Annotated in this window: 21 protein-coding genes; 7 read left to right on the forward strand and 14 right to left on the reverse strand. The window is 75.0% G+C overall.

The window, feature by feature from the left end; all coding sequences use genetic code 11:
- Nucleotides 1–41: 41 nt before the first annotated feature.
- Nucleotides 42–497: an ASCH domain-containing protein gene (locus PUR61_RS26485; protein WP_329881916.1), complete on the reverse strand. Its 456-nt coding sequence runs from the start codon at nt 495–497 to the stop codon at nt 42–44.
- Between the two features lie 216 nt (nt 498–713).
- Between PUR61_RS26485 and PUR61_RS26490 the strand changes: the two genes are divergently transcribed.
- Both PUR61_RS26490 and PUR61_RS26495 read left to right on the forward strand, forming a co-directional pair.
- Complete coding sequence (locus tag PUR61_RS26490) at nt 714–2,228, forward strand: DNA-3-methyladenine glycosylase 2 family protein (RefSeq protein WP_329881917.1); 1,515 nt, start codon at nt 714–716, stop codon at nt 2,226–2,228.
- Between the two features lie 101 nt (nt 2,229–2,329).
- Nucleotides 2,330–2,815 carry a methylated-DNA--[protein]-cysteine S-methyltransferase gene (locus PUR61_RS26495; protein ID WP_329881946.1) on the forward strand — a complete coding sequence of 162 codons (486 nt, stop codon included), beginning with the start codon at nt 2,330–2,332 and terminating at the stop codon, nt 2,813–2,815.
- Nucleotides 2,816–2,882: 67 nt separating this feature from the next.
- Here PUR61_RS26495 and PUR61_RS26500 read toward each other — a convergent pair whose 3' ends face one another.
- Nucleotides 2,883–3,392: a GNAT family N-acetyltransferase gene (locus PUR61_RS26500; RefSeq protein WP_329881918.1), complete on the reverse strand. Its 510-nt coding sequence runs from the start codon at nt 3,390–3,392 to the stop codon at nt 2,883–2,885.
- Nucleotides 3,393–3,450: 58 nt separating this feature from the next.
- Nucleotides 3,451–3,966 carry a MarR family winged helix-turn-helix transcriptional regulator gene (locus tag PUR61_RS26505; RefSeq protein ID WP_329881919.1) on the reverse strand — a complete coding sequence of 172 codons (516 nt, stop codon included), beginning with the start codon at nt 3,964–3,966 and terminating at the stop codon, nt 3,451–3,453.
- Between the two features lie 142 nt (nt 3,967–4,108).
- Between PUR61_RS26505 and PUR61_RS26510 the strand changes: the two genes are divergently transcribed.
- Nucleotides 4,109–5,674 carry an MFS transporter gene (locus PUR61_RS26510; protein WP_329881920.1) on the forward strand — a complete coding sequence of 522 codons (1,566 nt, stop codon included), beginning with the start codon at nt 4,109–4,111 and terminating at the stop codon, nt 5,672–5,674.
- 73 nt (nt 5,675–5,747) lie between these two features.
- On the opposite strand, the gene PUR61_RS26515 is transcribed toward PUR61_RS26510, so the two are convergent.
- From PUR61_RS26515 to PUR61_RS26525, 3 genes are all read right to left on the reverse strand, one after another.
- A complete protein-coding gene (locus PUR61_RS26515; RefSeq protein WP_329881921.1) occupies nt 5,748–6,458 on the reverse strand; it encodes a DUF305 domain-containing protein in 711 nt (236 codons plus the stop codon).
- Nucleotides 6,455–7,132 (reverse strand): DUF3105 domain-containing protein, encoded by a 678-nt coding sequence (locus PUR61_RS26520; protein WP_329881922.1) that lies wholly within the window; start codon nt 7,130–7,132, stop codon nt 6,455–6,457. The genes PUR61_RS26515 and PUR61_RS26520 overlap by 4 nt, the downstream gene beginning before the upstream one ends.
- Before the next feature lie 142 nt (nt 7,133–7,274).
- Nucleotides 7,275–7,823, reverse strand: a complete 549-nt coding sequence (locus tag PUR61_RS26525; RefSeq protein WP_329881923.1) for a hypothetical protein — start codon at nt 7,821–7,823, stop codon at nt 7,275–7,277.
- 282 nt (nt 7,824–8,105) lie between these two features.
- Between PUR61_RS26525 and PUR61_RS26530 the strand changes: the two genes are divergently transcribed.
- The gene (locus PUR61_RS26530) at nt 8,106–9,869 is read left to right on the forward strand and encodes a hypothetical protein (RefSeq protein WP_329881924.1); all 1,764 of its coding nucleotides are present in this window, start codon (nt 8,106–8,108) and stop codon (nt 9,867–9,869) included.
- Nucleotides 9,870–9,909: 40 nt separating this feature from the next.
- On the opposite strand, the gene PUR61_RS26535 is transcribed toward PUR61_RS26530, so the two are convergent.
- A complete protein-coding gene (locus PUR61_RS26535; RefSeq protein ID WP_329881925.1) occupies nt 9,910–10,518 on the reverse strand; it encodes a TetR family transcriptional regulator C-terminal domain-containing protein in 609 nt (202 codons plus the stop codon).
- 175 nt (nt 10,519–10,693) lie between these two features.
- Between PUR61_RS26535 and PUR61_RS26540 the strand changes: the two genes are divergently transcribed.
- Complete coding sequence (locus tag PUR61_RS26540; RefSeq protein WP_329881926.1) at nt 10,694–10,918, forward strand: hypothetical protein; 225 nt, start codon at nt 10,694–10,696, stop codon at nt 10,916–10,918.
- Between the two features lie 163 nt (nt 10,919–11,081).
- On the opposite strand, the gene PUR61_RS26545 is transcribed toward PUR61_RS26540, so the two are convergent.
- The 4 genes from PUR61_RS26545 to PUR61_RS26560 all read right to left on the reverse strand — a co-directional run bounded on the left by PUR61_RS26545 (nt 11,082) and on the right by PUR61_RS26560 (nt 15,459).
- Nucleotides 11,082–11,585 (reverse strand): FxLYD domain-containing protein, encoded by a 504-nt coding sequence (locus PUR61_RS26545; protein WP_329881927.1) that lies wholly within the window; start codon nt 11,583–11,585, stop codon nt 11,082–11,084.
- Between the two features lie 337 nt (nt 11,586–11,922).
- The gene (locus PUR61_RS26550) at nt 11,923–12,966 is read right to left on the reverse strand and encodes an agmatine deiminase family protein (RefSeq protein ID WP_329881928.1); all 1,044 of its coding nucleotides are present in this window, start codon (nt 12,964–12,966) and stop codon (nt 11,923–11,925) included.
- A gap of 64 nt (nt 12,967–13,030) precedes the next feature.
- On the reverse strand, nt 13,031–14,752 hold the full coding sequence (locus PUR61_RS26555) for an urease subunit alpha (RefSeq protein ID WP_380362936.1): 1,722 nt from the start codon (nt 14,750–14,752) through the stop codon (nt 13,031–13,033).
- On the reverse strand, nt 14,749–15,459 hold the full coding sequence (locus tag PUR61_RS26560) for an urease subunit gamma (protein ID WP_329881929.1): 711 nt from the start codon (nt 15,457–15,459) through the stop codon (nt 14,749–14,751). Before PUR61_RS26560 ends, PUR61_RS26555 begins: the two co-directional genes overlap by 4 nt.
- Before the next feature lie 557 nt (nt 15,460–16,016).
- On the opposite strand from PUR61_RS26560, the gene PUR61_RS26565 reads away from it, so the two are divergent.
- Both PUR61_RS26565 and PUR61_RS26570 read left to right on the forward strand, forming a co-directional pair.
- Nucleotides 16,017–16,460 carry an ATP-binding protein gene (locus PUR61_RS26565; RefSeq protein ID WP_329881930.1) on the forward strand — a complete coding sequence of 148 codons (444 nt, stop codon included), beginning with the start codon at nt 16,017–16,019 and terminating at the stop codon, nt 16,458–16,460.
- A gap of 261 nt (nt 16,461–16,721) precedes the next feature.
- Complete coding sequence (locus tag PUR61_RS26570; protein ID WP_329881931.1) at nt 16,722–18,992, forward strand: ATP-binding SpoIIE family protein phosphatase; 2,271 nt, start codon at nt 16,722–16,724, stop codon at nt 18,990–18,992.
- Nucleotides 18,993–19,101: 109 nt separating this feature from the next.
- On the opposite strand, the gene PUR61_RS26575 is transcribed toward PUR61_RS26570, so the two are convergent.
- From PUR61_RS26575 to PUR61_RS26585, 3 genes are all read right to left on the reverse strand, one after another.
- Nucleotides 19,102–20,154, reverse strand: coding sequence for a DUF2637 domain-containing protein (locus tag PUR61_RS26575; RefSeq protein ID WP_329881932.1), 1,053 nt, complete (start codon nt 20,152–20,154; stop codon nt 19,102–19,104).
- A gap of 215 nt (nt 20,155–20,369) precedes the next feature.
- Nucleotides 20,370–21,428 carry a (2Fe-2S)-binding protein gene (locus tag PUR61_RS26580; RefSeq protein WP_329881933.1) on the reverse strand — a complete coding sequence of 353 codons (1,059 nt, stop codon included), beginning with the start codon at nt 21,426–21,428 and terminating at the stop codon, nt 20,370–20,372.
- 209 nt (nt 21,429–21,637) lie between these two features.
- A complete protein-coding gene (locus PUR61_RS26585) occupies nt 21,638–22,477 on the reverse strand; it encodes a hypothetical protein (RefSeq protein ID WP_443035238.1) in 840 nt (279 codons plus the stop codon).
- Nucleotides 22,478–22,626: the final 149 nt, after the last annotated feature.

Raw genomic sequence — 22,626 nt, forward strand, 5'->3', positions numbered from 1 at the left:
GACGCCCGCCCGGCCGGCCAGGCCGGCCAGGCGGGCGGGCGTCAACGGAGGTCGGCCACCAGCCGGAAACGCTCCAGCACGACCGGGGTGACGTCGTCCACGGTGAAGTCCGGGTCGCCGAGGGCCGCGCGCAGCTCGTCGCCGTGCCAGAACCGCTCGTGCGCGGCCCGCCACTCCGCGACCGTCGCATAGCCCTCACCCTCGTCCAGGGCGTGCTGCAGTCCGACCTCGCCGAGCAGGACGACCCGGACGTCCGTCGTCTCGGTCACCGCGACGACCCGCCCGGCCGAGTCGACCACCGCGCCACGGCTACCGGCCCTGGGGAGCGGCTCCCCCTCGTGCTCGTACTCGACGACCAGCCCGGTGGTGCTGGTCTTGGCGCCGGAGAGCACGGCCGCGACCAGCTTGTCCCGGAGCGGTCCGGGGAACGCGAACTCCTCCACCCGCAGCCCGGCGATCCGAGGGTCGTCCGGGCCGGTGTAGGACTGCTCGGGCATGCGGGGCTCCTCAGGACACGGGTCGGCCGGGGTCGGCCGGGGCGGGATCGAGCGCAGCGTAGCCGTTCCACCGTCGGGTGGCGCGCGGTTTACCGGCCGGTCGGGCGGCGGCTCGGCGGGCCCGTCCCGCCCGCCGCCCCGGCGTCCCCACGGGTCCGGACGGTCACGTCCGATTTCCGCCAGTCGAGCCCCCTCCGGTGCCGCAGACTGGACAGCGTGATCGACGACGACATCCGGTACCGAGCCGTGGACAGCCGGGACGCCCGCTTCGACGGCGTCTTCTTCACGGCTGTCACCTCGACCGGGATCTACTGCCGGCCGAGCTGCCCGGCCGTGACCCCCAAACGCGTCAACTGCACCTTCTACCCCAGCGCCGCCGCCGCCCAGAGCGCGGGCTTCCGGGCCTGCCGCCGCTGCCGCCCCGACTCCGTCCCGGGCTCGCCGGAGTGGAACCACCGGGCCGACCTGGTCGGCCGCGCGATGCGGCTGATCGGCGACGGCATCGTGGACCGCGAGGGCGTCGCCGGCCTGGCCCAGCGCCTCGGCTACAGCTCCCGCCAGCTCCAGCGTCAGCTCACCGCCGAACTCGGCGCCGGCCCGATCGCGCTGGCCCGTGCCCGCCGGGCGCAGACGGCGCGGCTCCTGCTCCAGACCACCGAGCTGCCGGTCACCGAGATCGCCTTCGCCTCCGGGTTCGCCTCCGTGCGGCAGTTCAACGACACCGTCCGCGAGGTGTACGACCGCACGCCGAGCGGCCTGCGCGCCGAGGTCACGGCGGGCCGGCGGACCGCCACCCCGGCGGGCGGCCTCGCCCTGCGGCTGGCCTACCGGGGCGCCCTCGACAGCGACCACCTGATCGACTTCCTCGCCCTGCGCGCCGTCCCCGGCGTGGAGGAGGTCGTGCCCGGCTCCCGGCCGGGCGTCCGCACCTACCGCCGCACCCTCGCGCTCCCGTACGGCCACGGCATCGCCGAGGTGGACGGCCTCGCCCCCGGCGAGCCGCGTGCCCGCGGCTGGCTGGACTGCCGGCTCTTCCTCACCGACCTGCGTGACCTGCCGACCTCCGTCCAGCGCCTGCGGGTCCTGTTCGACCTGGACGCCGACCCGCTCGCGGTCGACGACCAGCTCGGCGCCGATCCGCTGCTCGGCCCGCTGGTCCGGGCCCGCCCGGGCCTGCGCTCGCCCGGCCACGTCGACCCGCACGAGCTGGCCGTCCGGGCCGTCCTCGGTCAGCAGGTCACCGTCGTCGCGGCCCGTACCCTGGCCGGACGGCTCGCCGTGAAGTACGGCTGCGCGCTGCCCGAGCCCAGCGGCGGGCTGCGGCTGCTCTTCCCGACCGCCGCCGCCCTCGCGGTCGCGGATCCCGAGGACTTCGCGATGCCGGCCGCCCGTCGCCGGGCCCTCACCGGCCTCTGCGCCGCCCTCGCCGAGGGCGTCGTCCGGCTCGACGGCGGGGTCGACCGGGAGGAGGCGGCCGCGCAGCTGCTCGCCCTGCCCGGCATCGGCCCGTGGACCGTCGGCTACCTGCGGATGCGGGCCCTCGCCGACCCGGACGTCTTCCTGCCGACCGACATCGGCGTCAAGCACGGACTGCTCCGGCTCGGCGCCGACGGCGACCCGAAGTCCGCCGCCCGCACGGCCGAGGCCTGGGCCCCCTGGCGCTCCTACGCCCTCCACCGCCTCTGGGCGGGCCCGGCCACCGACCCCAGCACTGGAACGGAGAACACCTGACGATGAGCACCACCGAGCAGACCGGCACCGAGCCGACCACCACCGAGCAGACCACCACCGAGCCGAGCACGGCCGGCGCCGGCACCACCGTCTTCACCTTCATGGAGAGCCCGTTCGGGCGGCTGATGCTCAGCGGCGTCCGCCCCGTGGACGGCGGTCCGGCCGCGCTGGCCACCGTCACCGCCCCCGGCCAGAAGTACGCGCTCGCCGAGCCCGACGACGACTGGGTGCACGATCCGGACGCGCTGACCGAGCCGGTGGCCCAGCTGACCGCCTACTTCGCCGGGGAGCTGACCCACTTCGACCTCCCGCTCGCCCCGGTGGGCACCGACTTCCGCCGCCGGGTCTGGGCCGCCCTCGACCGGATCCCGTACGGCGAGACCGTCACCTACGGCCGGCTCACCGCGTTGGCGGGCGAGTCCCCGAAGGCCGTCCGCGCGGTCGGTGGCGCGGTCGGCGCCAACCCCCTGCTCATCGTCCGCCCCTGCCACCGCGTCCTCGGCGCCAACGGCGCCCTGACCGGCTTCGCCGCCGGGACCGACCGCAAGCGCTGGCTGCTGGACCTGGAGAGCGGCGCCCTGTTCTGAGCCCGGCTGCACCGGCCCGGCCGGCGGTGCGGTACGCGGACGGTCGGCGGCCCGCCGCGGGAGCCGGTCAGGCCGCGTCGGCCGTCAGCGCCACGCGCCAGTCGTTGCTGCGCATCCGGCGACCGGGCGGGAACTCGAAGTCGGTCTCGCCGAGGAGGGTGAAACCCGACTTGCGGCAGACCGCGTTGGACGCGGGGTGGCCGACGGACGGGAAGGCGTGCATCCAGGGGTGGCTGGCGGTGCGGGCGGCGGCCCGTACGGCGGCGCGGGCCGCCGCCGCGGCGATGCCCCGGCCCTGGTGGCCCGGCAGGACGTTCCAGCCCATCTCGTAGACGGTCGCCCCCTGCCAGTCGCGCTCGGCGTAGCCGACGGCCTCGTCCTCGGGCTCCAGCACGATGCGGTACATGCAGCCGATGCCGGACGGGACGAGGTCCAGGTAGCGGCGGTGGCGGACGAGCATCCGCTCCTCGCTCTCGGGGCCGCCGACGTGCGCGCGCATGTCCGGGGTGTTGATCCGGCGCAGCAGCCCGAGGTCCACGTCGGTCCAGGGTTCGAGACGGACGAGGGAGGGGTCCATGGCCGGACGGTAGTCGGCGGTGCGGCCTCCGGCGACCGGTTTTCGCGGGGCCCGCTGCTCAGAGGACGGGTTCGGCGAGCGCCCGGGCGAGGTTCTCCAGGGCGGGCAGGGCGTGCATGACGGCGTCGCGGTCGGCGGGGGACAGGGCGTCGAGCGCGGTGGCGATGCGGCGCTCGTGGGCGTGCTGCCAGTCGTCGAGCTGGCGCCGACCGGCCGGGGTGAGGGCGATCCGGGCGGTGCGGCGGTCGCCGGGGTCGGCCTGGCGGTCGACGAAACCGGCCTCCAGCAGTTTGCCGACCAGACCGCTGACGGTGTTCGGGGCGAGCCGTTGCCGGGCGGCCAGTTCGCCGACGCGCAGCGGGGCGGCGGCGAGCGTCTGGAGGAGCTCGACCTGCGCCATCGGCAGGGATTCCCAGGGGTAGTCGGTCCGGATGCTGCTGCGCAGGGTGCGGCGGAGCCGGGTGACCACGTCGGTGAGCCGTCGGGCGCGTTCGACCGCCGCGGTTTCCGGGTCCTGGGGGCCGACGACGGCCGGCCCGGAGGCGGGTTCGGGAACGGGTGGTGACGACGGCATGGCGGACAGCGTAGCGCCTGGTGCGGACGGTCTCCGACGGCCTTGATCCGGTCGACGGCGATCGATCCCGGTCGTCGGCTGCCAGATCGCACACCGATCATCTCGTAGAGAGAACATATCTGCATCCGATATATTTCGCCGTATGAACGCCGCGTCCACCCTCGCCACCCGGCTGCTCACCGAGCACCCCCGGCCGCGCGGCATAGCCCGCCGACGGCACGCTCACTGGCTCGCCGTCGCCACCGTCTGCCTGGGCGCCTTCCTCGGCCAGCTCACGGCCAGCGTCACCGCCCTCGTCTACCCGGAGCTCCAGCGCCACTTCCACACCGGATTCGCCGCCGTCGAGTGGGTCGCCCTCGCCTACCTCCTGGTCCTGGTGGCCCTGCTCGCGCCGGTCGGGCGCCTCTCCGACCTGGTCGGCCGCAAGACCGTCTACCTCGGCGGGCTCGCCGTCTTCGGCCTCGCCTCGCTGGGCGCCGGGTTCGCCGGCGGACTCGGGACGCTGGTCGCGTGCCGGGCGGTGCAGGCGGTCGGCGGCGCCATGATGCAGGCCAACAGCGTCGCCCTGGTCGCGCGCGGCGTGCCCGGGCACGCGATGCGACGGGCGCTCGGCGTCCAGGCGACCGCCCAGGGACTGGGACTGGCGCTCGGGCCCAGCCTCGGCGGGCTGCTGGTGGAGCACGCGTCCTGGCGCTGGGTGTTCTGGGTCAACGTGCCGATCAGTCTGGTCGGCATCGTCGCCGGCTGGTTCCTGCTGCCCCGGACCCGCCCCGACGTCCTTCCCGCCGCGGCCCCGTCCGCCGCCCGCCCCGGCACGCCGGGCCCGCGTCCGTTGCCACGTCCGGCCCCACGCCCGGGTGTCCTCCCCGGCGCCCGGACCGCCGCGCGCCTCCCGCGTCCGCGCCGGGCCCCCGACTCCGACGGTGGCGCCGGCCGCTTCGACCTGCCCGGTCTGCTGTTGCTCACCGGCTCGTCCACCGCCCTGCTGCTGGCCCTCTCCGCCGCCTCCGGCCTGCCGCTCCCCGGCTGGGCGGTGATCGGACTGCTGCTCGCCGCCGTCCTGCTCGCGTTCGGCCTGGTCCGCCAGGAGCGCCGGGCCACCCGGCCGATCCTCGCGCCCGGCCTGGTCAACACCCCCGGAGTCCGGCCCGGCCTCGCCGTCTCGCTGATCGGGTACCTGCTGCTGTTCTGCCCGCTGGTGCTGGGCCCGGTCCTGCTCGCCGAGTCGGGCCTGCCGACCGCCGGGGCCGGCCTCGTGATCACCCTGCTCCCGGCCGCCTTCGCGGTGGCCGCGTCGGCCGGTGGCGCGCTGCTCCCGCGCAGCTGGACGGACGTCGCCCGGTGCCGCTTCGGTGCCGCCCTCGCCGGGACGGGTCTGCTGTGCTGCGCGCTGCTCCCGGCCGCCGGCGCGCCCGCCCACCTGTTCGCCCTGCCCCTGGCGGTCGTCGGCTGCGGGCTCGGTGTGCTGCTGCCGGCCAACAACGCGCTGGTGATGCGGGCGATCCCGGCGGAGTGCTCGGCGGTCGGGGGCGGCATGGTCAACATGGCCCGCAGCCTCGGTACGGCGCTCGGTACCGCGTTGCCGGTGCTCGGCGTCCACCTGGCGGGCCCGGCGCTCGGCGGCCGGTCGGTGCTGCTCCTCCTCGCCGGGGTCGCCGCTCTCGCGGTGGCGCTCACCCGTCCGGTCCGTCCGGCGGTCCGCCGCTGAGAGGACGGGCACGGCCGGGGCGGCGGACGGGTCCCCCGTCCGCCGCCCCGGCCGTGCCGTGGTGTTCCGTCGCTCAGGAGGCGGGCACGCCGGGGGCGGCGCCGCGCTCCTGGAGCATGTCCGTCATCAGCTGGATCTCCGAGTTCTGCCCGACCACCATCGACCGGGCGAGCCGCTTCTCGGTCTCGTTCTTCGCCACGTCGACGTAGCCCTGGGCCATCTCCACCCCGCCCTTGTGGTGCTCCAGCATCAGCTGGAGGAAGAGCACCTCGGCGTCCTGCCCGCTCAGCGAACGGAGCTTGGCGAGCTGGGTGTTGGTGGCCATGCCGGGCATCAGCGAGCCGTCGTGCGCCTCGTAGGTGTGCTTCATGCCCATCCACGCCATCGGCTTGGCCGGCGAGTGCTGCGGGAGCCCCCACTGGTCGAGCCAGCCCATCATCATGCCGCGCTGGTTGGCCTGGGTGTTGATGATGTCGAAGGCGAGCGTGCGGGTGTGCCCGTCCGTGGTCCGGTCGCGGACGATGAACGACAGGTCCACCGCCTGCTGGTGGTGGGTCGCCATGTCGCGGGCGAACCCGGCCTCCGGGGAGTCGTCCGCCGGCGCGGAGGCCGAGGAGGATCCGGAGGCGGACGTGCCGCCGGCCACCAGGGCCGGCACACCGAGCGCGAGGGCGAGCGCCGCCGCCAGGGCGGCGGGCCACCAGAGCCGCTTGCGCGAGGTCGCGGGGACGAGGTCGTCGTCCTCGAACTCCTCCTCGCCCGGTGTCACGTCGGGGGCGGTCACATCGCCCCCATGGTGCAGGAGGCCCCGGGCTCCTGGGTCTGCTTGCCCTGGACGTACTTGGTGAAGAACTGCTCCACCCGCGGGTCGGAGGCGCTGTCCACGGTCAGCTGGGTGGACCAGGCGTTCAGGGTGATGGTGCCCTGCTCGTCCGGGTACGGGCTCATCAGCGAGTACGGGGTGGCCTTCACCTTGGCCGACAGGGCCTTGATGTCCTCCGGGGTGGCCTTGCTGTTGTAGGTCACCCAGACGGCTCCGTGCTCCAGCGAGTGGACGGCGCGCTCGTTCTCGACCGGCTGGTCGTAGACGGTGCCCATGCAGTCCAGCCAGATCGCGTTGTGGTCGCCGCCGACCGGCGGGGTCTGCGCGTAGGTGACCTTCTCCTTGACGTGGTTCCGGGTCAGCTCGCCGAAGGTCTGCACGCCGTCGATCGGGGCGCTGGCGGCGACCTCCTTGGCCTTCTTGTCCTTGTTGGCGTCGACCACGATCCAGGTGCCGGTGGCTATCGCGGCGATCACCAGCACGCCGGCGACCGATCCGGCGAGGACCTTGTTACGACGGTCGCGGCGCTGCTCGGCCGCGCGCAGCTCGGCGATCCGGGCGCGGCGGTCGAGACCGGCCTGCTTGGCACCCGGCTTGTTCGACTGTGCCTTGGACTGCTTGGAGGCGGAACCCATGTGGTGTCCTTGTCCCCACCGCACATCGGGCGCGGCGGTCTGAAGAAGTGGCGGGATGGGGCGGATCCGTCGGTCCCGTCCGTCCGTCGGCCCGCACGGGAGCGCGGGCGGGCGGCACGGGAGGGCCGGCGGCGGGTTCCGCTCAGGACCGGTGTACTTGGAGTTCGTGCAGGTCGGGCGCGGGATTCGGGCCGACCAGCAGCCCGGCGGGCACCACCCGGGGCAGTGCCTCGGGAGCCTCCGGCAGGGGCGCCGCCGCAGGTTGCGGGTGCGGCGGCGGGTTGGGGAGCTGGGCATCCTGGGCGCAGTACGGGTGACCGGAGCAGCCGTTGTCGCGATGCGGCGGATCACCGTCGACCGAGCACCACGTCCAGTGCCGGTGGCTCTCCGCGCGGACGCGGTCGCCGACGGTCTGCGGCGTGGTGGCCGGGCCGGTGGTGGTGAGGTGTCCGTGATCGGGCGCCGGGGTGGCGGCCGGTGCGTCCCGGAAACCGGTCGGCGGGCCGATCGGGGGGCCGGCCGGGGCTGCCGCCGGTGCTTCCGGCCGCTCGGTCGTGACCGCCCTGGCGTGGCCCGCGCACGGGAGCGCCGTCAGCAGTCCGGCGAGCAGCAGGATCCACAGCGCGCCGACCGGGCGACCCGCGAGTGCGGCCCTCCACGGTCGGGATGTGCTGGGGGCCGACGCGGTCATGCGCACATTTAATCAGCCGAACGAGTGAAGCGAGCCCCCTCCCGGGTTCTCACTTTCGGTGGCCGACGGGCCGGAATCCACCGGAAACACCCTGGTCGGGGCGGTTCGGGCGAGCACGGGAGGAACGGAAACGAAACGGACGGCGAATCCGGTGATCGATATCGGTCGATGTGTGCGCGGTTGTCGTCGAAACCCGGACAGCGTCGTTGCCCTTGGAGACAATGTCGTCGAGCCCGGCCCGCCCGGGGGCGGCGCGATCACGGAGCGACCAGGAGCCGCCAGATGACCAAGCAGGGTGCACCCGCGCAGCAGCCCCGGCCGGACGACGGCTGGTGGGACACGGTCTACGCGGGCCCGGCGGGCACCCTCCCCGACACTCCGGACGCGACGCCGGGTGAGGGCAGCGTCGACGACTGGTTCGAGACGGCGGCCGGGTTGATCGGGCACCAGCGGAGCGGGGAGGACGCGGCCACGCAGCCCGAGCCCGAGCCCGAGCCCGAGCCCGAACCTGAACCTGAACCCGGTCCTGGCCCTGAGGCGGCGGTCGGGGCCGATCCGGTGGCCGACACCCAGGTGCTGGAGCGGGACAGCATCGACGACTGGTTCGACACGGCGGTCGGCGTGATCAGCCCGCAGCCCTCGGACCCCGGAGAGACGCACCGCTTCCCCGCCCCGCCCTGGGCGGACGACGGGCCCGTGAAGAGCCCGGGGGCATCGGCACCGGCACCGGAGCAGCGCCCGGCCACGCCGCCGGAGCCGGCGTCGGAGCCGGAGCCCGCCGCGGAGCGGCCCGACCTGCGGAAGCCGGAGCCGGAGCCGGAGCCGGCGCAGCGCCCGGCCACGCCGCCGGAGCCGGAGCCGGAGGCCGCCCGTGTGCCGGAACCCCGGCCCCGGCCGGAACCGGCCGTCGCCGAGGAACCGGTCCCCGCCTCTGTACCGGTGCCGGTGCCCGAATCGGTGCCGGCCGTCGCCGAGCGGCCCGAGCCGGACCCCGCGCCCGAGCAGGATCCTGCCGCTACCCCCACCGCCGCGCCCGCCCCCGCCCCCGCGCCGCGTCCCGCCGTGCGGGCAGGCCGGCCCGGTACCGCGCCCGCCGTCCCGCACGTCGGCGAGCGGCCGCCCACGTACGGGCCCGAGCCGACCGCCGTGCCGGAGGCGGACCCGGGCGCGCTGGGTTCCGTCGTCGCCGACACCGTGCTGGAGGGCGCCCAGTACGCCACCACCACCCTGCGCGCCACCTCCGTCCGCGGAGACTCGGCCCGCTACCGCGGCGAGCCGCGGCGCGACGCCCTGCTGGTGACCCGCTTCGGCGAGGGGACCGACGGCCTGCTGCTCGCCGTGCTCGGCGGCTTCGACCGGGCAGGCCCGGCCGGTGGTCCGGCGGCGGAGGAGGTCGCCGTCGCCGCCGCCGAGGCCTGCCGTCAGCTCGCCGCCTCGATCGGGCGCAGCCGGACGGGCCTCGCCGCCGACCTGCGCGACGGCGCCCGGGACCGGCTCCGGTACGGCCTCCAGCGGCTCGCCACCGGCGCGTCCGCCCCGCTGCGCGCACTCGTCCCGGACCCGGACCCGGCTGCGGACCCGGCTGCGGACCCGGCCTCCGCGACCGGCCCGGACGGGGAGGTCGAACCGCCCCCCGTGTCGCTGCACTGCCTGCTGGTCTCGCTCGACCCGGCGGCGGGCTACCGCGCGGCGTTCGGGGTCGGCCCGGGCGGGCTGTACCTGTTGCGTTCGGGGCACTGGATCGACGCGTACGCGGCGCGCCTGCTGCACCACCCGGACGGTCAGCCGCCGGTGCCCGAGGGACAGGTGCCGGGTGCGCGCCCGTTCCGCTTCCGGATGGTTCCGGCGACGCCCGGCGACATCCTGCTGCTCTGCACCCCGGGTCTGGCGCGGCCGATCGCCGACGAGCCGGCGGTCGCGCACTTCCTGGCCTCGCACTGGGCGCACCCGCACCCGCCGGGCACGGTGGACTTCCTGCGCCAGGTCCAGGTCCGCGCCAAGGGCTACGCCGACGACCGCACCGCCGCCGCGGTCTGGACGGAGTAGACGCGGACCGTCCCGGCCCGGCTTCCGGTGCTCGCCCCGCTCAGGCGGGCGTCGTGCCCAGCAGGGTGCCGCAGGCGGATTCGGCGAGGTGGAGGGCGCGGGGGCGGAGGGCGCCGGGGAGTCCGAGGGCGAGCGGGACGGCGAGGCCGTCGAGCAGGGCGCGGATCTGGCTGGCACGCTCCGCGGCGTCGCCGGGGGCGAAGCGGCCGGCGGCGGTGCCCTCCTCGATCAGGGCGACGAGGTCGGCCTGCCAGGGGGCCTCGATCTCCAGCTGTCCCCGGCGCAGGTCCTCCCCGGCGGGGGAGCGGCCCCACACCTCGACCCAGAGGATCCAGCGCGGGTCGCCCGGGCCCTCGGGCAGGTAGAGCGCCGTGTACCCGGAGAGCCGTTCACGGACGTCCCGGCCGCCGTCGGCGAGCAGGTCCCGGCGGCGGGCGCCGAGCTGGTCCTCGCTCCAGCGGAGGGTCTCCAGCAGGAGCTGGTCCTTGCTGCCGAAGTAGTAGAGCAGGTGGCCGGCGCTCATCCGCAGCTCCCTGCCGAGGCCGGCCATGGTGAGCTTGGCCAGCCCGTGTTCGGCGATCGCGGCCCGTGCGGTGGCGAAGACCTCCTCGCGGGGGCGTGCCGGTCGGCGGGGGCGGGCGTCCGCCATCTGTCCTGCTCCTCTGGAACCTGGGGGCGGCACGGGAGACCCGCGGGAGGCCACCACGATACCGGCCGTGTCCGGGAGGCCACGGAGGGGGACGAGGGCCGGTTCGGCCCGCGCTCCTGCGGGTACGTACCAACCACGCCGATCAACAGGACCATCCCGATCGGAGGGGATGCCCATGGCCACACTGATCGCCCTGTTCGCGGGGCTCGCGGTGATCGTGACCGGACTGACGCTCCACCTTCGCCGCCGTCACAGCCGTCCCACCGAGAACCTCGACGGCCTGCTCGCCGAGCAGGAGCGGCTCGCCCAGCTGCGGGCCCTCCGCTCCTCCTACAGCTCGATCGCGATGCACAGCACGCACGGGCTCACCACCGACGACATCGGGAGGTACCACCGGTAGCCGCCCCCACCGCCCAAGGCCCTGGTGCCGACGACGGACGCGCGCGCCGGTCCAAGGTGCCCGGCGCGCCGCGTCGGCTGTGGAGCGGGACCCGTGGAGGGCGGCCGGGAAAGGCAGGCCCCCGCTCGGCTGCGGCCGGCGGGGGCTCGATCGCGTCCGGGGATCAGAGCGAGGCGTACCGGGTGACGTTGGTGACCTTGCAGCTGATCTTGCCCTTGGTCTCGACCGCGCCTTGCGCCTTGAGGGTGGCGGCCTGGCCGGCGGCGAGGTTGTTGGTGGCGGCCAGGCCTTCGCCGATACGCGTACCGGCCGCGTCGACGAACTCGACCTGGATCATGTAGTTGCTGCTCTTGCTGCTGCGATTGGTGACCTTGAGCTGCGCGGACGGCCAGTGCAAGGTGGCGTCGACGTCGCAGGAGGTGAGTTCGACGTCGCCCGTGGCGTCGGCGTTGCCGGGTGCTGCGGGCAGGGTCGGCACGGCGGTGGGCAGGGTCGGCACTGCGGCGGGCAGCGTGGGTGCGGGGGTGCCCGGGGCGGGGGGTGCTCCGGCGGTGGTGGCCTCGACGGCGGGGCCGGTCGGCTTGCTGGTGGTGGTGCTGGGGTCGCACGCGGCCAGGCCGAGGACGGCGAGGCTGACGGCGGTGATGGAGAGGGTGGTGCGGCGCATGGGTCCCCCTGGGACACGGCGGGTCGTGGTGAGGGGACCGTATCGGCGCGCACCGGGGCCGCGACGTGGTGTGACGGAGCTGTGACCAAACTGGAAACGGTAAATGGCCGTCCCGGCCCGTGAGTTGCCCCGGTTTCGATCCGCCGGTCGTGCCGGAACGTCCTGCTTCGGGGTCGCCGGGGTCGGACCGTTGCGCGACGCTCCGACCCCGGCTCTTTCGTGATCTAGCGGGAGGGGCCGGGAGGAGGCCACGGCAGGGGGCTGCGACCTCGTCCCGCCGGCATCCGCCGTGGCGATGCGACGCCCCGGCCCGTCATGATGTCGACCTGATGGACCGTCACGCCTTCGGCTGCTGCTGGGTGATGCAGTGGATGCCGCCCCCGTTGGTGAAGATCTCGCGGGCGTCGACCAGTTCGACCGTGCGGCCGGGGTAGGCCGCGCCGAGGACGGCGGCGGCCTCCTGGTCGCGCGGGTCGTCGAAGGCGCAGAGCACGACGACGCCGTTGGCGACGTAGTGGTTGATGTACGAGTAGTCCACCGGCTCGCCGTCCTCGTCCGACAGGACGGTGGGGGCGGGCAGTTCGATGACCTCCAGCTGTCGGCCCCGGGCGTCCGTGGCGGCGCGCAGGATCGCCACCAGCTCCCGGCACACCTCGTGGTCGGGGTGCGACGGGTCGGGCTGGACGTGGGCGACGACGACGCCCGGGCGGACGAAGGAGGCGACGATGTCGATGTGGCCGCGGGTGCCGAACTCGTCGTAGTCGCGGGTGAGTCCGCGCGGCAGCCAGATCGCCTTGGTGGTGCCGAGGAAGGCGTGCAGCTCGGCCTCGACCTCCTCCTTCGTCCAGTCGGCGTTGCGGCCCTCGCCGAGTTGGACGGTCTCGGTGACCAGGACGGTGCCCTCGCCGTCGACGTGGATGCCGCCGCCCTCGTTGACGAGTCGCGAGGCGAACCGCCGGACGCCGGTCAGTTCGCCGATGTGCTCGGCGACGTGCTGGTCGTTCTCCCAGCGGGCCCAGGACTGGGCGCCCCAGCCGTTGAAGATCCAGTCGGCGGCGGCCAGGCCGCCCTTGCCGTCGATCAGGAAGGACGGGCCGATGTCGCGCATCCAGGCGTCGTCCAGCGGGCGCTCGACGATCTCGACCTCCTCGGCGACGTACTTGCGCGCCTCCGCCGTCCCGCCCGTGTTGACGACCAGGGTGACCGGCTCGTACCGGACGACGGTGTTGGCGACCGCGGCCCAGGCCTCGCGCGCCGCGTGCAGGTGCTCGGGGGTGTCGAAGGTCGGGTTGTCGGTGGGGAACGCCATCCAGGTGCGGTCGTGCGGGTGCCACTCGGCGGGCATCCGGTAGCCGAGCGAGGCGGGGGTGGGGGTGGTCATCGTCGTGTTTCCTTGCGGGGCGGGTGAGGGTGGCCGGGGGAGGGGGAGTCGGGTCGGAGGTCGGTCAGAGGAAGTAGAGGCGGCTGAGCGAGACGCTGTCGGCGGGCTCGGAGCGCAGCGGGGAGCCGTCGAGCGACACCAGGCCGGTCTCGGTGACGTCGACGCGGCCGATCCTGGCGTTGCGGACCATGTCACGCGGACCGATGCCGCGGGTGTTGCGGACGCCGACGCGTCGGCGTCGGGTGGGCAGGCCGTCGGCGGCCTTGTCGAGGTAGGCGCCGTCGGCGGCGGCCTGGGAGACGAAGGCGACGGAGAGGTCGGCGGCGGTGGCGCCGTGGGCGCCGAACTGGGGCCCGAGGACGAGGGGTTCGCAGCGGTCGGTGGAGGCGTTGGGGTCGCCGACGACGCCGTAGGCGGGGAAGCCGGCCTTGAGGACGAGCTGGGGCTTGGCCCCGAAGTGGTCGGGGCGCCAGAGGACGATGTCGGCGAGCTTGCCGACCTCGATGGAACCGACCTCGTGGGCCAGGCCGTGGGCGATGGCGGGGTTGACGGTGAGCTTGGCGATGTAGCGCAGGACGCGTTCGTTGTCGTCGCCGCCCTCGGTGGTGCCGTAGGAGCCGGTGCCGTCGAGGGGGCCGAGCTCGGCCTTCATCTTGCCGGCCATGGCGAAGGTGCGGCGGACGGTCTCGCCGGCGCGGCCCATGCCCTGCGCGTCGGAGGAGGTGATGCCGATGACGCCGAGGTCGTGCAGGACGTCCTCGGCGCCCATGGTGCCGGCGCGGATGCGGTCGCGGGCCATGGCGGCGTCGCCGGGGAGGTCGACCTTGAGGTCGTGGGCGGAGACGATCATGCCGAAGTGCTCGCCCAGGGCGTCGCGGCCGAAGGGGAGGGTCGGGTTGGTGGAGGAGCCGATGACGTTGGGGACGCCGGCCATCTTGAGCACGTTGGGGACGTGTCCGCCGCCGCAGCCCTCGATGTGGAAGGCGTGGATGGTGCGGCCGTCGAGGACCCTGAGGGTGTCCTCGACGGAGAGGCACTCGTTGAGGCCGTCCGTGTGCAGGGCGACCTGGACGTCGTACTCCTCGGCGACGCGCAGGGCGGTGTCCAGGGCGCGGGTGTGGGCGCCCATGTCCTCGTGGACCTTGAAGCCGGAGGCGCCGCCCTCGGCGAGGGCCTCGATCAGGGGGGCCGGGTCGGAGGAGGAGCCGCGGCCGAGGAAGCCGATGTTGACCGGCCAGGCGTCGAAGGCGTTGAAGGCGTGCCGCAGGGCCCAGGGCGAGTTGACGCCCACTCCCCAGACCGGGCCGAACTCCTGGCCGATGACGGTGGTGACGCCGGAGGCGAGCGAGGCCTCCATGATCCGCGGCGAGAGCAGGTGCACGTGGGTGTCGATGGCACCCGCGGTGGCGATCATGCCCTCACCCGAGACGATCGTCGTCCCCGTTCCGACGACCACGTCGACGCCGTCCAGGGTGTCCGGGTTGCCGGCCCGGCCGATCGAGGCGATCCGGCCGCCGATCAGGCCGATCGAGGTCTTCCGGATGCCCTGGACCGCGTCGATCACCAGGACGTTGCTGATCACCACGTCGCAGGTGTCGCGGACGGCGGCGGGCTTGAGGTGCAGGCCGTCGCGGGCGGTCTTGCCGAAGCCGGCCAGGAACTCGTCGCCCGGCGCCTGCGAGTCGGACTCGACCCGGACGATCAGGCCGGAGTCCCCGAGCCGGACCCGGTCCCCTGCGCGGGGGCCGTGGACGGCGATGTAGTCGTGCGGGGTGATGGCGGTCACGACTCGACCTCCGCGTCGTCGAAGCCGGTCAGGTATCCGGTGGCGCGGGCCTTGGCCAGCGCGGCCTCCTTGGCGCCGGGCGCGTCCAGCGGGCCGTCGACCAGGCCCGCGAAGCCGATCGCGACCCGGCCGCCGCCGATCGGGACGAGGCCGACCTCGACGGTGGCGCCCGGGTCGAAGCGGACCGAGGAGCCCGCCGGCACCGCGAGGTGGGTGCCGTAGGCGGCGGCCCGGTCGAAGGCCAGCCGGGGGTTGGCCTCGAAGAAGTGGAAGTGCGAGGTGACCGAGATCGGCACCCCGGAGGTGTTGTGGACGGGCAGGACGACGGTCTCCTCGACCGGGTCGTAGCCCGCGCCGTCGCCGGCCAGCGCGCCGCCGGGGGCCTCGTCGCCGAGCGAGCCGGCGCCCCGGAACGGGTCGTTGACCACGGCGAGACGGGTGCCGTCGTCGAAGACCGCCTCGACCTGGACCACGGTGACCACGTCGGGCACGCCGGGCAGGACGTCGTCGGCGCCGAGGACCGAGCGGCCGGCCTCGACGGCCTCGGCCAGGCGCCGGCCGTCGCGGGCTGCCTCGCAGACGGTGTCCGCGATCAGCGCGGTGGCCTCGGGGATGTTGAGGCGCAGGCCTCTGGCTCGGCGGGCGCGGGCCAGCTCGGCTGCTGTGAAGATCAGCAGCCGGTCCCGCTCGGTGGGGGTCAGTCGCACGGTTCCTCGCTCGCGGTCGCCGGGGAGGGTGGGTGGGGCGGTGGGGCCGGGGTTCCTGGGGGAGCTGGTGAACGTGGTTCCGGAGGGAAGTTAGAACGCCGTTCAAACATCCCGGGTCATTGAACCCGGACCCGGCCACCCTGTCCAGCGTTGCCGCTCGGGCGGCGTTCGGCTCGCCGGGAGCCGCCATCGGGCCCGGCGTGTCGCCGACGCGGCCGGGCGGCGGGCCTCGAAAGCGGACCGTATGCTTCGCAAACCTGTCCGGTGCGGGCAGTTGGATCACGCAGAAAGCCCCGTGCCCCTTTCACCCCAGGTGATCGCCCGTGCACTGTTCCAAATGCCGAAAGGTGGGCATGAGGATGGGTGGTCAGAACCACGGGGCCACCCGACCGGCGGGGGATCCGGCCCGGGGGCCCGGAGCGAGGGCGGGGGCAGGAGTGATGGACGGTCAGTCGCGATTCCCGCGACAGCGGACGGGTTCGGGGGGCGCCTTCCGGCCCACGGGTCACGGCGGTACGGCGATCCCGGCGGGCACCGGCCCGGCAGGTGCCGGTTCGGTGGGCGCGGCCGGCGCCGCACTGCACGGCGTACCGGCACCGGGGTGTGCACTGCACCGCCGGCTCCACCTGGCGGTGGAGGCGGCCGACCTGGTCGCCGTCGGCGCCGTCCGCCGGCGGCTGCGTGCGGCCCTCGGGCACTGGGGGGTGCCGGAGCTGGCCGACACGGCCGAGCTGCTCTCCTCCGAGCTGGTCACCAACGCACTGCAGCACACCGGTCAGGGCGCCGTCTTCGACGCGGTGCTGACCGCCGACCTGCGGCTGCGGATCGAGGTCCAGGACGCCGCCGCCCGGCTGCCCGGTCGCCGTCGCGACCCGGAGGCCGAGTACGCCACCTCGGGGCGCGGGCTGGTGCTGGTCGAGGCGCTGGCCGACTCCTGGGGCGTTCAGCTGAGAGGGGACGGCAAAGTCACCTGGTTCGAGCTGGCCTCGGCCGTGGCCTGACGCGGCCGAACACTGTTCGCTGTCGAACGATGCCCTGAAGTGAAGGGCAAAGCCAAGATTTCCGGCCCGTTGCCATTGCCGCTGGGCCGAACATTGGCCAGGATGGTGGGAATGTGTGTCCACGTGCGAGGAGCGGCGGGGAATTCTCACCTCGACTGACCGTCGCCCGTCGGCACCGAGCCACCGAGCACCACCCATCACACCGCCATGCGGCCCGTCCGGACGGTCGGCGCGGTCCGCCACGGCAGCGGCAGGAGCAGCATGCCCACAGAGCCCGAGTCACCGGGGCCGGCCCTCCCGTCCGGCTCGTCCACGACCGGGTCGGGCCGGACCAGACCCCCCGCCCAGGCGGCCCGGCGGCACGCGCTGCGCACAGCTCCCGGCCTGGCCGCCGGCCGCCTCGCGCCGATGCTCTCCGGCGGCCTGCCGGTCGTCCAGAGCGACTCCACGCCGGACTGGCTGGAACCGGCGATGGCGGCCAACGGCATCGGCTCCTTCGACTGGGACATCCGCCGCGACGTCCTGGAGGGCGACCAGCGGGCCTGCACGATCGTCGGCCTGGACACGGCGGACAAGAGCCGGTTCGACCGCACCTCCGCCTCCTTCCTGGCCCTGCTCCACCCCGAGGACGCCCCCGTGGTGCGCCGCCGCGTCGAGCGCGCCGTCGCCGAGCTGGGCCAGTGCGGCGCCTACTACCGCACGGTCGGCCCCAGCGGCACCATGCGGGCCGTCCGGTTCCGCGGCCGCGTCCTCGCCGACGCCTTCGGCCGTGCCTCCCGGATGGTCGGCTTCGTCTGGGACGCCACCGTCGAGCTGCACAAACGCGACCGCGCCGACCGGATGGCCCTGCTGCGCGAGGAGCGCTCCCGCTTCATCAAGGAGGCCGCCCGCGCCCTCTCCGAGGCCGTCACCGTCCGAGACGTCGCCCGGGTCTTCACCGAACTGCCGCTGCCCGGCCTCCCGCCGGACGGCCTGGTGCTCGCCGCCTTCGAGGCCGGCCGGGTGCAGATCCTCGGCGCCTCCGGCTACCGGGCCGAGGAGCTCGCCGGCTACGACCGCTCGGTGCTGCCGCAGACCCACCCGGCCGCCGAGTCCCTGCGCAACCGCTCGCCGGTCTTCTGCGCCAGTCGCGAGGAGTACCGCGAGCGCTACCCGGAGGTCTGGGAACAGACCCGGCGGACCAGCCGCAGCTCCTGGGCCTTCCTGCCGCTGGTGGCCAGCGGCCGGGCGATCGGCGTCTGCGTGGTCAGCTTCGACGACGACCGCCAGCTGGACGCGGACGAGCGCACCCTGCTCTCCACCCTCGGCGGGCTGGTCGCCCAGTCCCTGGCCCGGGCCCGGCTGCACGACGCCGAGCACGAGCTGGCGGCCGGCCTCCAGCGGGTCATGCTCCCGCGCACCGTCCCCTCGGTGCCCGGCGTCACCACCGCCGTCCGCTACCTGGCGGCCGGCTCCGGCCTGCAGATCGGCGGCGACTGGTACGACGTCGTCCCCCTGCCCGGCGGCCACGTCGGCCTGGTGATCGGCGACGTCCAGGGCCACGACGTGCACGCGGCCGGCATCATGGGCCAACTGCGGATCGCGCTGCGCGCCTACGCCGCGGAGGGCCACCCGCCCGCCGCGGTGATGGCCCGGGCCTCCCGGTTCCTCGCCGACCTCGACACCGACCACTTCGCCACCTGCACCTACGCCGAGGTCAACGTCGACTACGGCGTCGTCTACGCCGTCCGGGCCGGCCACCTCGACCCGGTGGTCCGGCGCGCGGACGGCACCGCGACCAGCGTTCCGGTGGCCGGCGGACTGCCGCTGGGCATCGCCCCGGACGAGGAGTACCGGGTCACCCGGTTCAGCCTCGACCCGGGCGAGACCGTGCTGCTCTGCACCGACGGACTGGTCGAGTCACGCGGCATGGACCTCGACGAGGGCGTGGCCCGGCTCACCGCGGTGCTCGCCGAACCGCTCGCCGACCCCGCGCGGGCCGGCCGCGACCCGCTGGAGGTCCTGGCCGACCGGATCGCCTCCCAGGCCGCCGACTCCAGCGAGCGCGAGGACGACATAGCGCTTCTGCTGCTGCGCTGGGACGGCCCCGAGGGCGGCCTGGCCGCGCAGCAGCTGCGCCGCCGGATCGGGCAGGCGGACCTCGCCCGGATCTCCGAGGTCCGCGCCGAGCTGCGCGACGCGCTGCGCCGCTGGGGAGTGGCCGAGCTGATCGACACCGCCGAGCTGCTCACCTCCGAGCTGGTCACCAACGCGATCCGGCACACCGACCGCGACGCGATGTTCACCGCCCGGCTCTACCGGGAGCCGGCGGCGGACGGCGGCCGGGCCAGGCTGCGGGTCGAGGTCGAGGACGAGTCGGACCTCTGGCCGACCCGCCGTACGCCGGGCGAGCAGGCCTCCTCGGGGCGCGGGCTGATGCTGGTCGAGGCGCTGGCCGACGGCTGGGGCGTGGAGCCCCGGGGGTCGGGCAAGCGGATGTGGTTCGAGATCACGGCGACGGCGACCGCCGCCGCCGGGGCGACGGCGGGCTGACCGGCGGCGGGCCTGCGCCCGGCCCCGGCCCCGGCCCGGGAACCCGTCGGCCCGCGGGCCGACGGGTCGGCCGACCCGTGGGTTCGCGTGCGCGCAGCTCCCCGGGGCGTCAGCCGAACTGCTGTTCCAGGTCCTTCAGCTTGCGCTCCAGCGAGTCCAGCCGGGGCAGGGCCACGGTGTCCTCCTCCGTCGTCAGGTCGATGGTGCGCCGTTCCGGGCGGGCCGGGAGGCCCGGCTGCGCCGGTGTCCCCTCGGCGGCCGCGCCCTCGACCGCTCCGGCCCCGTCGGTGCCGCCGGGGCCGCCCGCTATGGCGGACTCCGGGCCGGGTTCCAGCTGCCGGGCCCCCGACGACGAGCCGCCGCTGCGCTGGCGCCAGACACTGTGGGTGCGGTTGATCGCCCGGATCTCGGCCCGCTCGCGACGTCCGGCGAGTTTGCGCCGCTCCTTCTCCAGGGCGTTCTCGCGCTTGTCCTCGCGGACCTCGTCGACCGCCTCGTCCAGGCTCCGCACGCCCTCCAGCAGCATCAGGGACCAGGCCGCGTAGGTCTCGCGCGGAGCGCGCATCCAGCGGACGATCCGGATCTGCGGCAGAGGGCGGGGGACCAGTCCCTGCTCGCGCAGGGCGGCCCGGCGGGTCTGTTTGAGGGCCCGGTCGAACAGCACGGCGGCCGAGAGCGACATCCCCGCGAAGAACTGCGGGGCGCCGGCGTGGCCGAAGCCGCGCGGGGCGTGCACCCAGTTGAACCAGGCCGAGGCGCCCGCGAAGAGCCAGACCAGCAGGCGGGAGCCGAGCGCGGCGTCGCCGTGGCTGGCCTCGCGGACGGCGAGTACGGAACAGAACATCGCCGCGCCGTCGAGACCGAACGGGACCAGGTACTCCCACCCGCCGGAGAGGTTGAGGTTCTGCACCCCGAAGCCGACCAGCCCGTGGAAGGACAGCGCGGCGGCGACGGCCGCGCAGCAGAACAGCAGCGTGTACGAGGCCCCGCCGTACAGGGACTCCTTGCGGCGGCGGCGTTCCTCGGAACGCTCCCAGGAATCCTGGCCACCCGATCCGGTGGTGGATCCCCGACTCCGGACCAGGGCCACCAGCAGGGCGCTGACCAGCAGCACCGCAACGCCGGTGACGGCCCAACCAAGCGGTATGTCGGACAATTTCATCGCCTGGACCAGCCTCGCTTTCCTGCGTCGCAATTCCTGCGTCGTGATGGCGGGGACCATCATGACCGATGCTCGGCCCGAGAATGGCTGATTTGCCGTCAATGCGCTGACGAGAGGGATTTCTGGCGGGGGATAAGTCGCATCGTCATATGAATTCCGGGCGGGTGTCTCCCGGAATTCCGCCCCCGACCCGTTCCGCGCCGGGAGGAGTGCCGTCAACCTCGCGTGACGCGGGGACAGCCCGCGCACATCGCCTCGGCCTCGACGGTGTACACGAGGCAGCAACTGGCCCGGCAGCGGTCGGAGTGCACTGCGGAGCCGGACGCGGGTCCGGTGAATCCGGCGCCCGGCGTGAAGGGCGCGCACTCCGGCGCCGGGCGCGCGTCCTGTAGGCCCGGCGCGAGCAGCGCGGACAACTCGGCCCGGGCGCGCTCCTCCTCGCCGAACAACCCGGCGGCGTGCCAGAGGCTCTCGACCGCGGCGTCCGTCGCCATCGCCCAGAGCGTGCGCGGACCGCGTCGCACCTCCGGCCGGAAGGCCGCCAGCAGCGGGGTCAGGAAGTCGGCCAGGGCGGTGCGCAGTTCGCCGGCCAGCGCCGCCTCGTCGGGCACCGTGCGGGCGATGTGACGGCGCACGGCGCACGGCGTCTCGGCCGCGGTGCCCGGCGCGTCCGGCGCTTCCGGTCGGGCCGTCGCGCCGCCCGGGGCGGCCGCCGGGTCGTCGGGCAGGCAGACGAAGGCGCCCGGACGGACCGTCAGCTCGCCGGTGCGGCGACGGATCGAGATGTCGGCGGGGGCGAGCAGCGGCACCCGGCGCTCCAGGAACCACGGCAGGGTGAACAGGAGCGAGACCGGCCAGACGAAGCGGTGCAGGCCGAACCCGGCGGCCACGTCCGGACGCAGTGGCCGCCCGTACCGGGCCAGGCCCTGCCGGGCGTCGTGGGCGATCAGTTCGCGCAGTGCCTCCGGGTGGGTCAGGAGGTCGGCCCCGGCGATCCAGCCCCGGCCGGTGCGCGGCGGGGCGCAGTGCACCCGGAGTGCCGGCAGGAGCCCGCCGAGCCGCTGGTAGGCCGCGGCGCCCGGGGCGGTGCTGCCCGGGGCTGCGGTGCCCAGGACGGTGGTGCCCAGGACGGCGGTGCTGTCGGCTCCCGGGTCGGTGCAACCCGCAGGGCCGGGTGCGGTGGTGACGGGCCGTGACGGCGGTAGGGCGAGTGCCGCTTCGACGGCGGCGGAGGCGCGCGGCGCGGGGCCGGGCCGGGTGCTGCTCACGGTCATGGTGCGGGCCCCATCGGGTCGACCGGAGCCCGTGCCGGACCGCCCGGTCCCGTGCCCGGCGGGGGCGTTCGTCGTCGAAGCACCCCGGGTGCCCTCGCCGTCGTTGCGCCCTGCGTCCGGGCCCGGCCGGACGCAGGCCTGGCGGAGCCCGGGAACGGCAAGGCGAACCTGGCCGGGTCACTGCTCGACCCGGCCAAGTTAGGCTCACCTTAGCTGATCGGTCCCTGAGCCTGCCTTCCGATGCGTCCGTCCGGGGGAGCGCCCGGCGTGCGCGCCGCGCTCAGCTGGCGCGCGAGCCAGACCGGAACACCCCCGAGCGCCTTCACCAGCCGGGCCGCCTCCGCCCGGAGCCGGGCGGCCTCGGCCGGTTCGGAGACCTCGGCCAGCGCCGCCAGCGCGGGCGCCACCCCGACCGTGAAGCCCAACTGCTCGCGGAGCCGGAGCGAGGCCTCGAACCCCTCGCGGGCCCGCTCGCGGTCGCCTGCGGCCAGGGCCGCCAGGTGCCGCCAGGTGGAGGAGCGCAGCAGGTCGTCCCCGCGCTCGCCCGCGCCGTCGTGCGCCCGGCGGTAGGCGATCCAGGCCGCCGTCGGGTCGCGCAGCAGGTTCTCCGCGACCAGCCCCCGGCGGAAGTCCAGCAGCGGACGGCCCGGTGCGTCCGGCGGCAGCAGTGCGGACGTGCGCCCGAGCGCCGCCTGTGCCTCGTCGAGCCGGTCCCGCGCACTCAGCACGCTGGCCGCGTACGCCAGGAAGCCGCGTGCGCAGGCCGCCGCCGCGCGCTGTTCGGTGGAGGTCGCCCCGGCCTCGGCGAGCCGCAGCGCCTGTTCCGCCTGGGACCAGTTCGCTGCGGTGAACAGGCATTGTTCGATCAGGAGTTCGGCTCTGGCCAGCGCCGCTGTCGGATCTCGTTCGGCGGCCGGGCGTAACAGCTCCGCGGCCTCCCGCCAGCACGCCCGGGACCGCAGCCGCCACACGGTGTCCCCCGGCTCCTGGGGTGCGGTCGCCCGCCCCCGCCCGTCCCGGCCGCTCGGGCCCCATCCGTGCTCCGACAACGCCACCTCCTTGTGCGCGCCATCCAGCAGGACGCGGACCCTGCCCCTCGTGGCATGACACGCCCCCGGGCCCGCGCTGTGGCGGCAATTCAACACGGGGGCGAGCTTGTGCACCAGATCACGAGCGGAGGTTGTTGCGCTCGGGCGGG

The organism is Streptomyces sp. BE20 (assembly GCF_036322525.1).
GTDB lineage: Bacteria > Actinomycetota > Actinomycetes > Streptomycetales > Streptomycetaceae > Kitasatospora.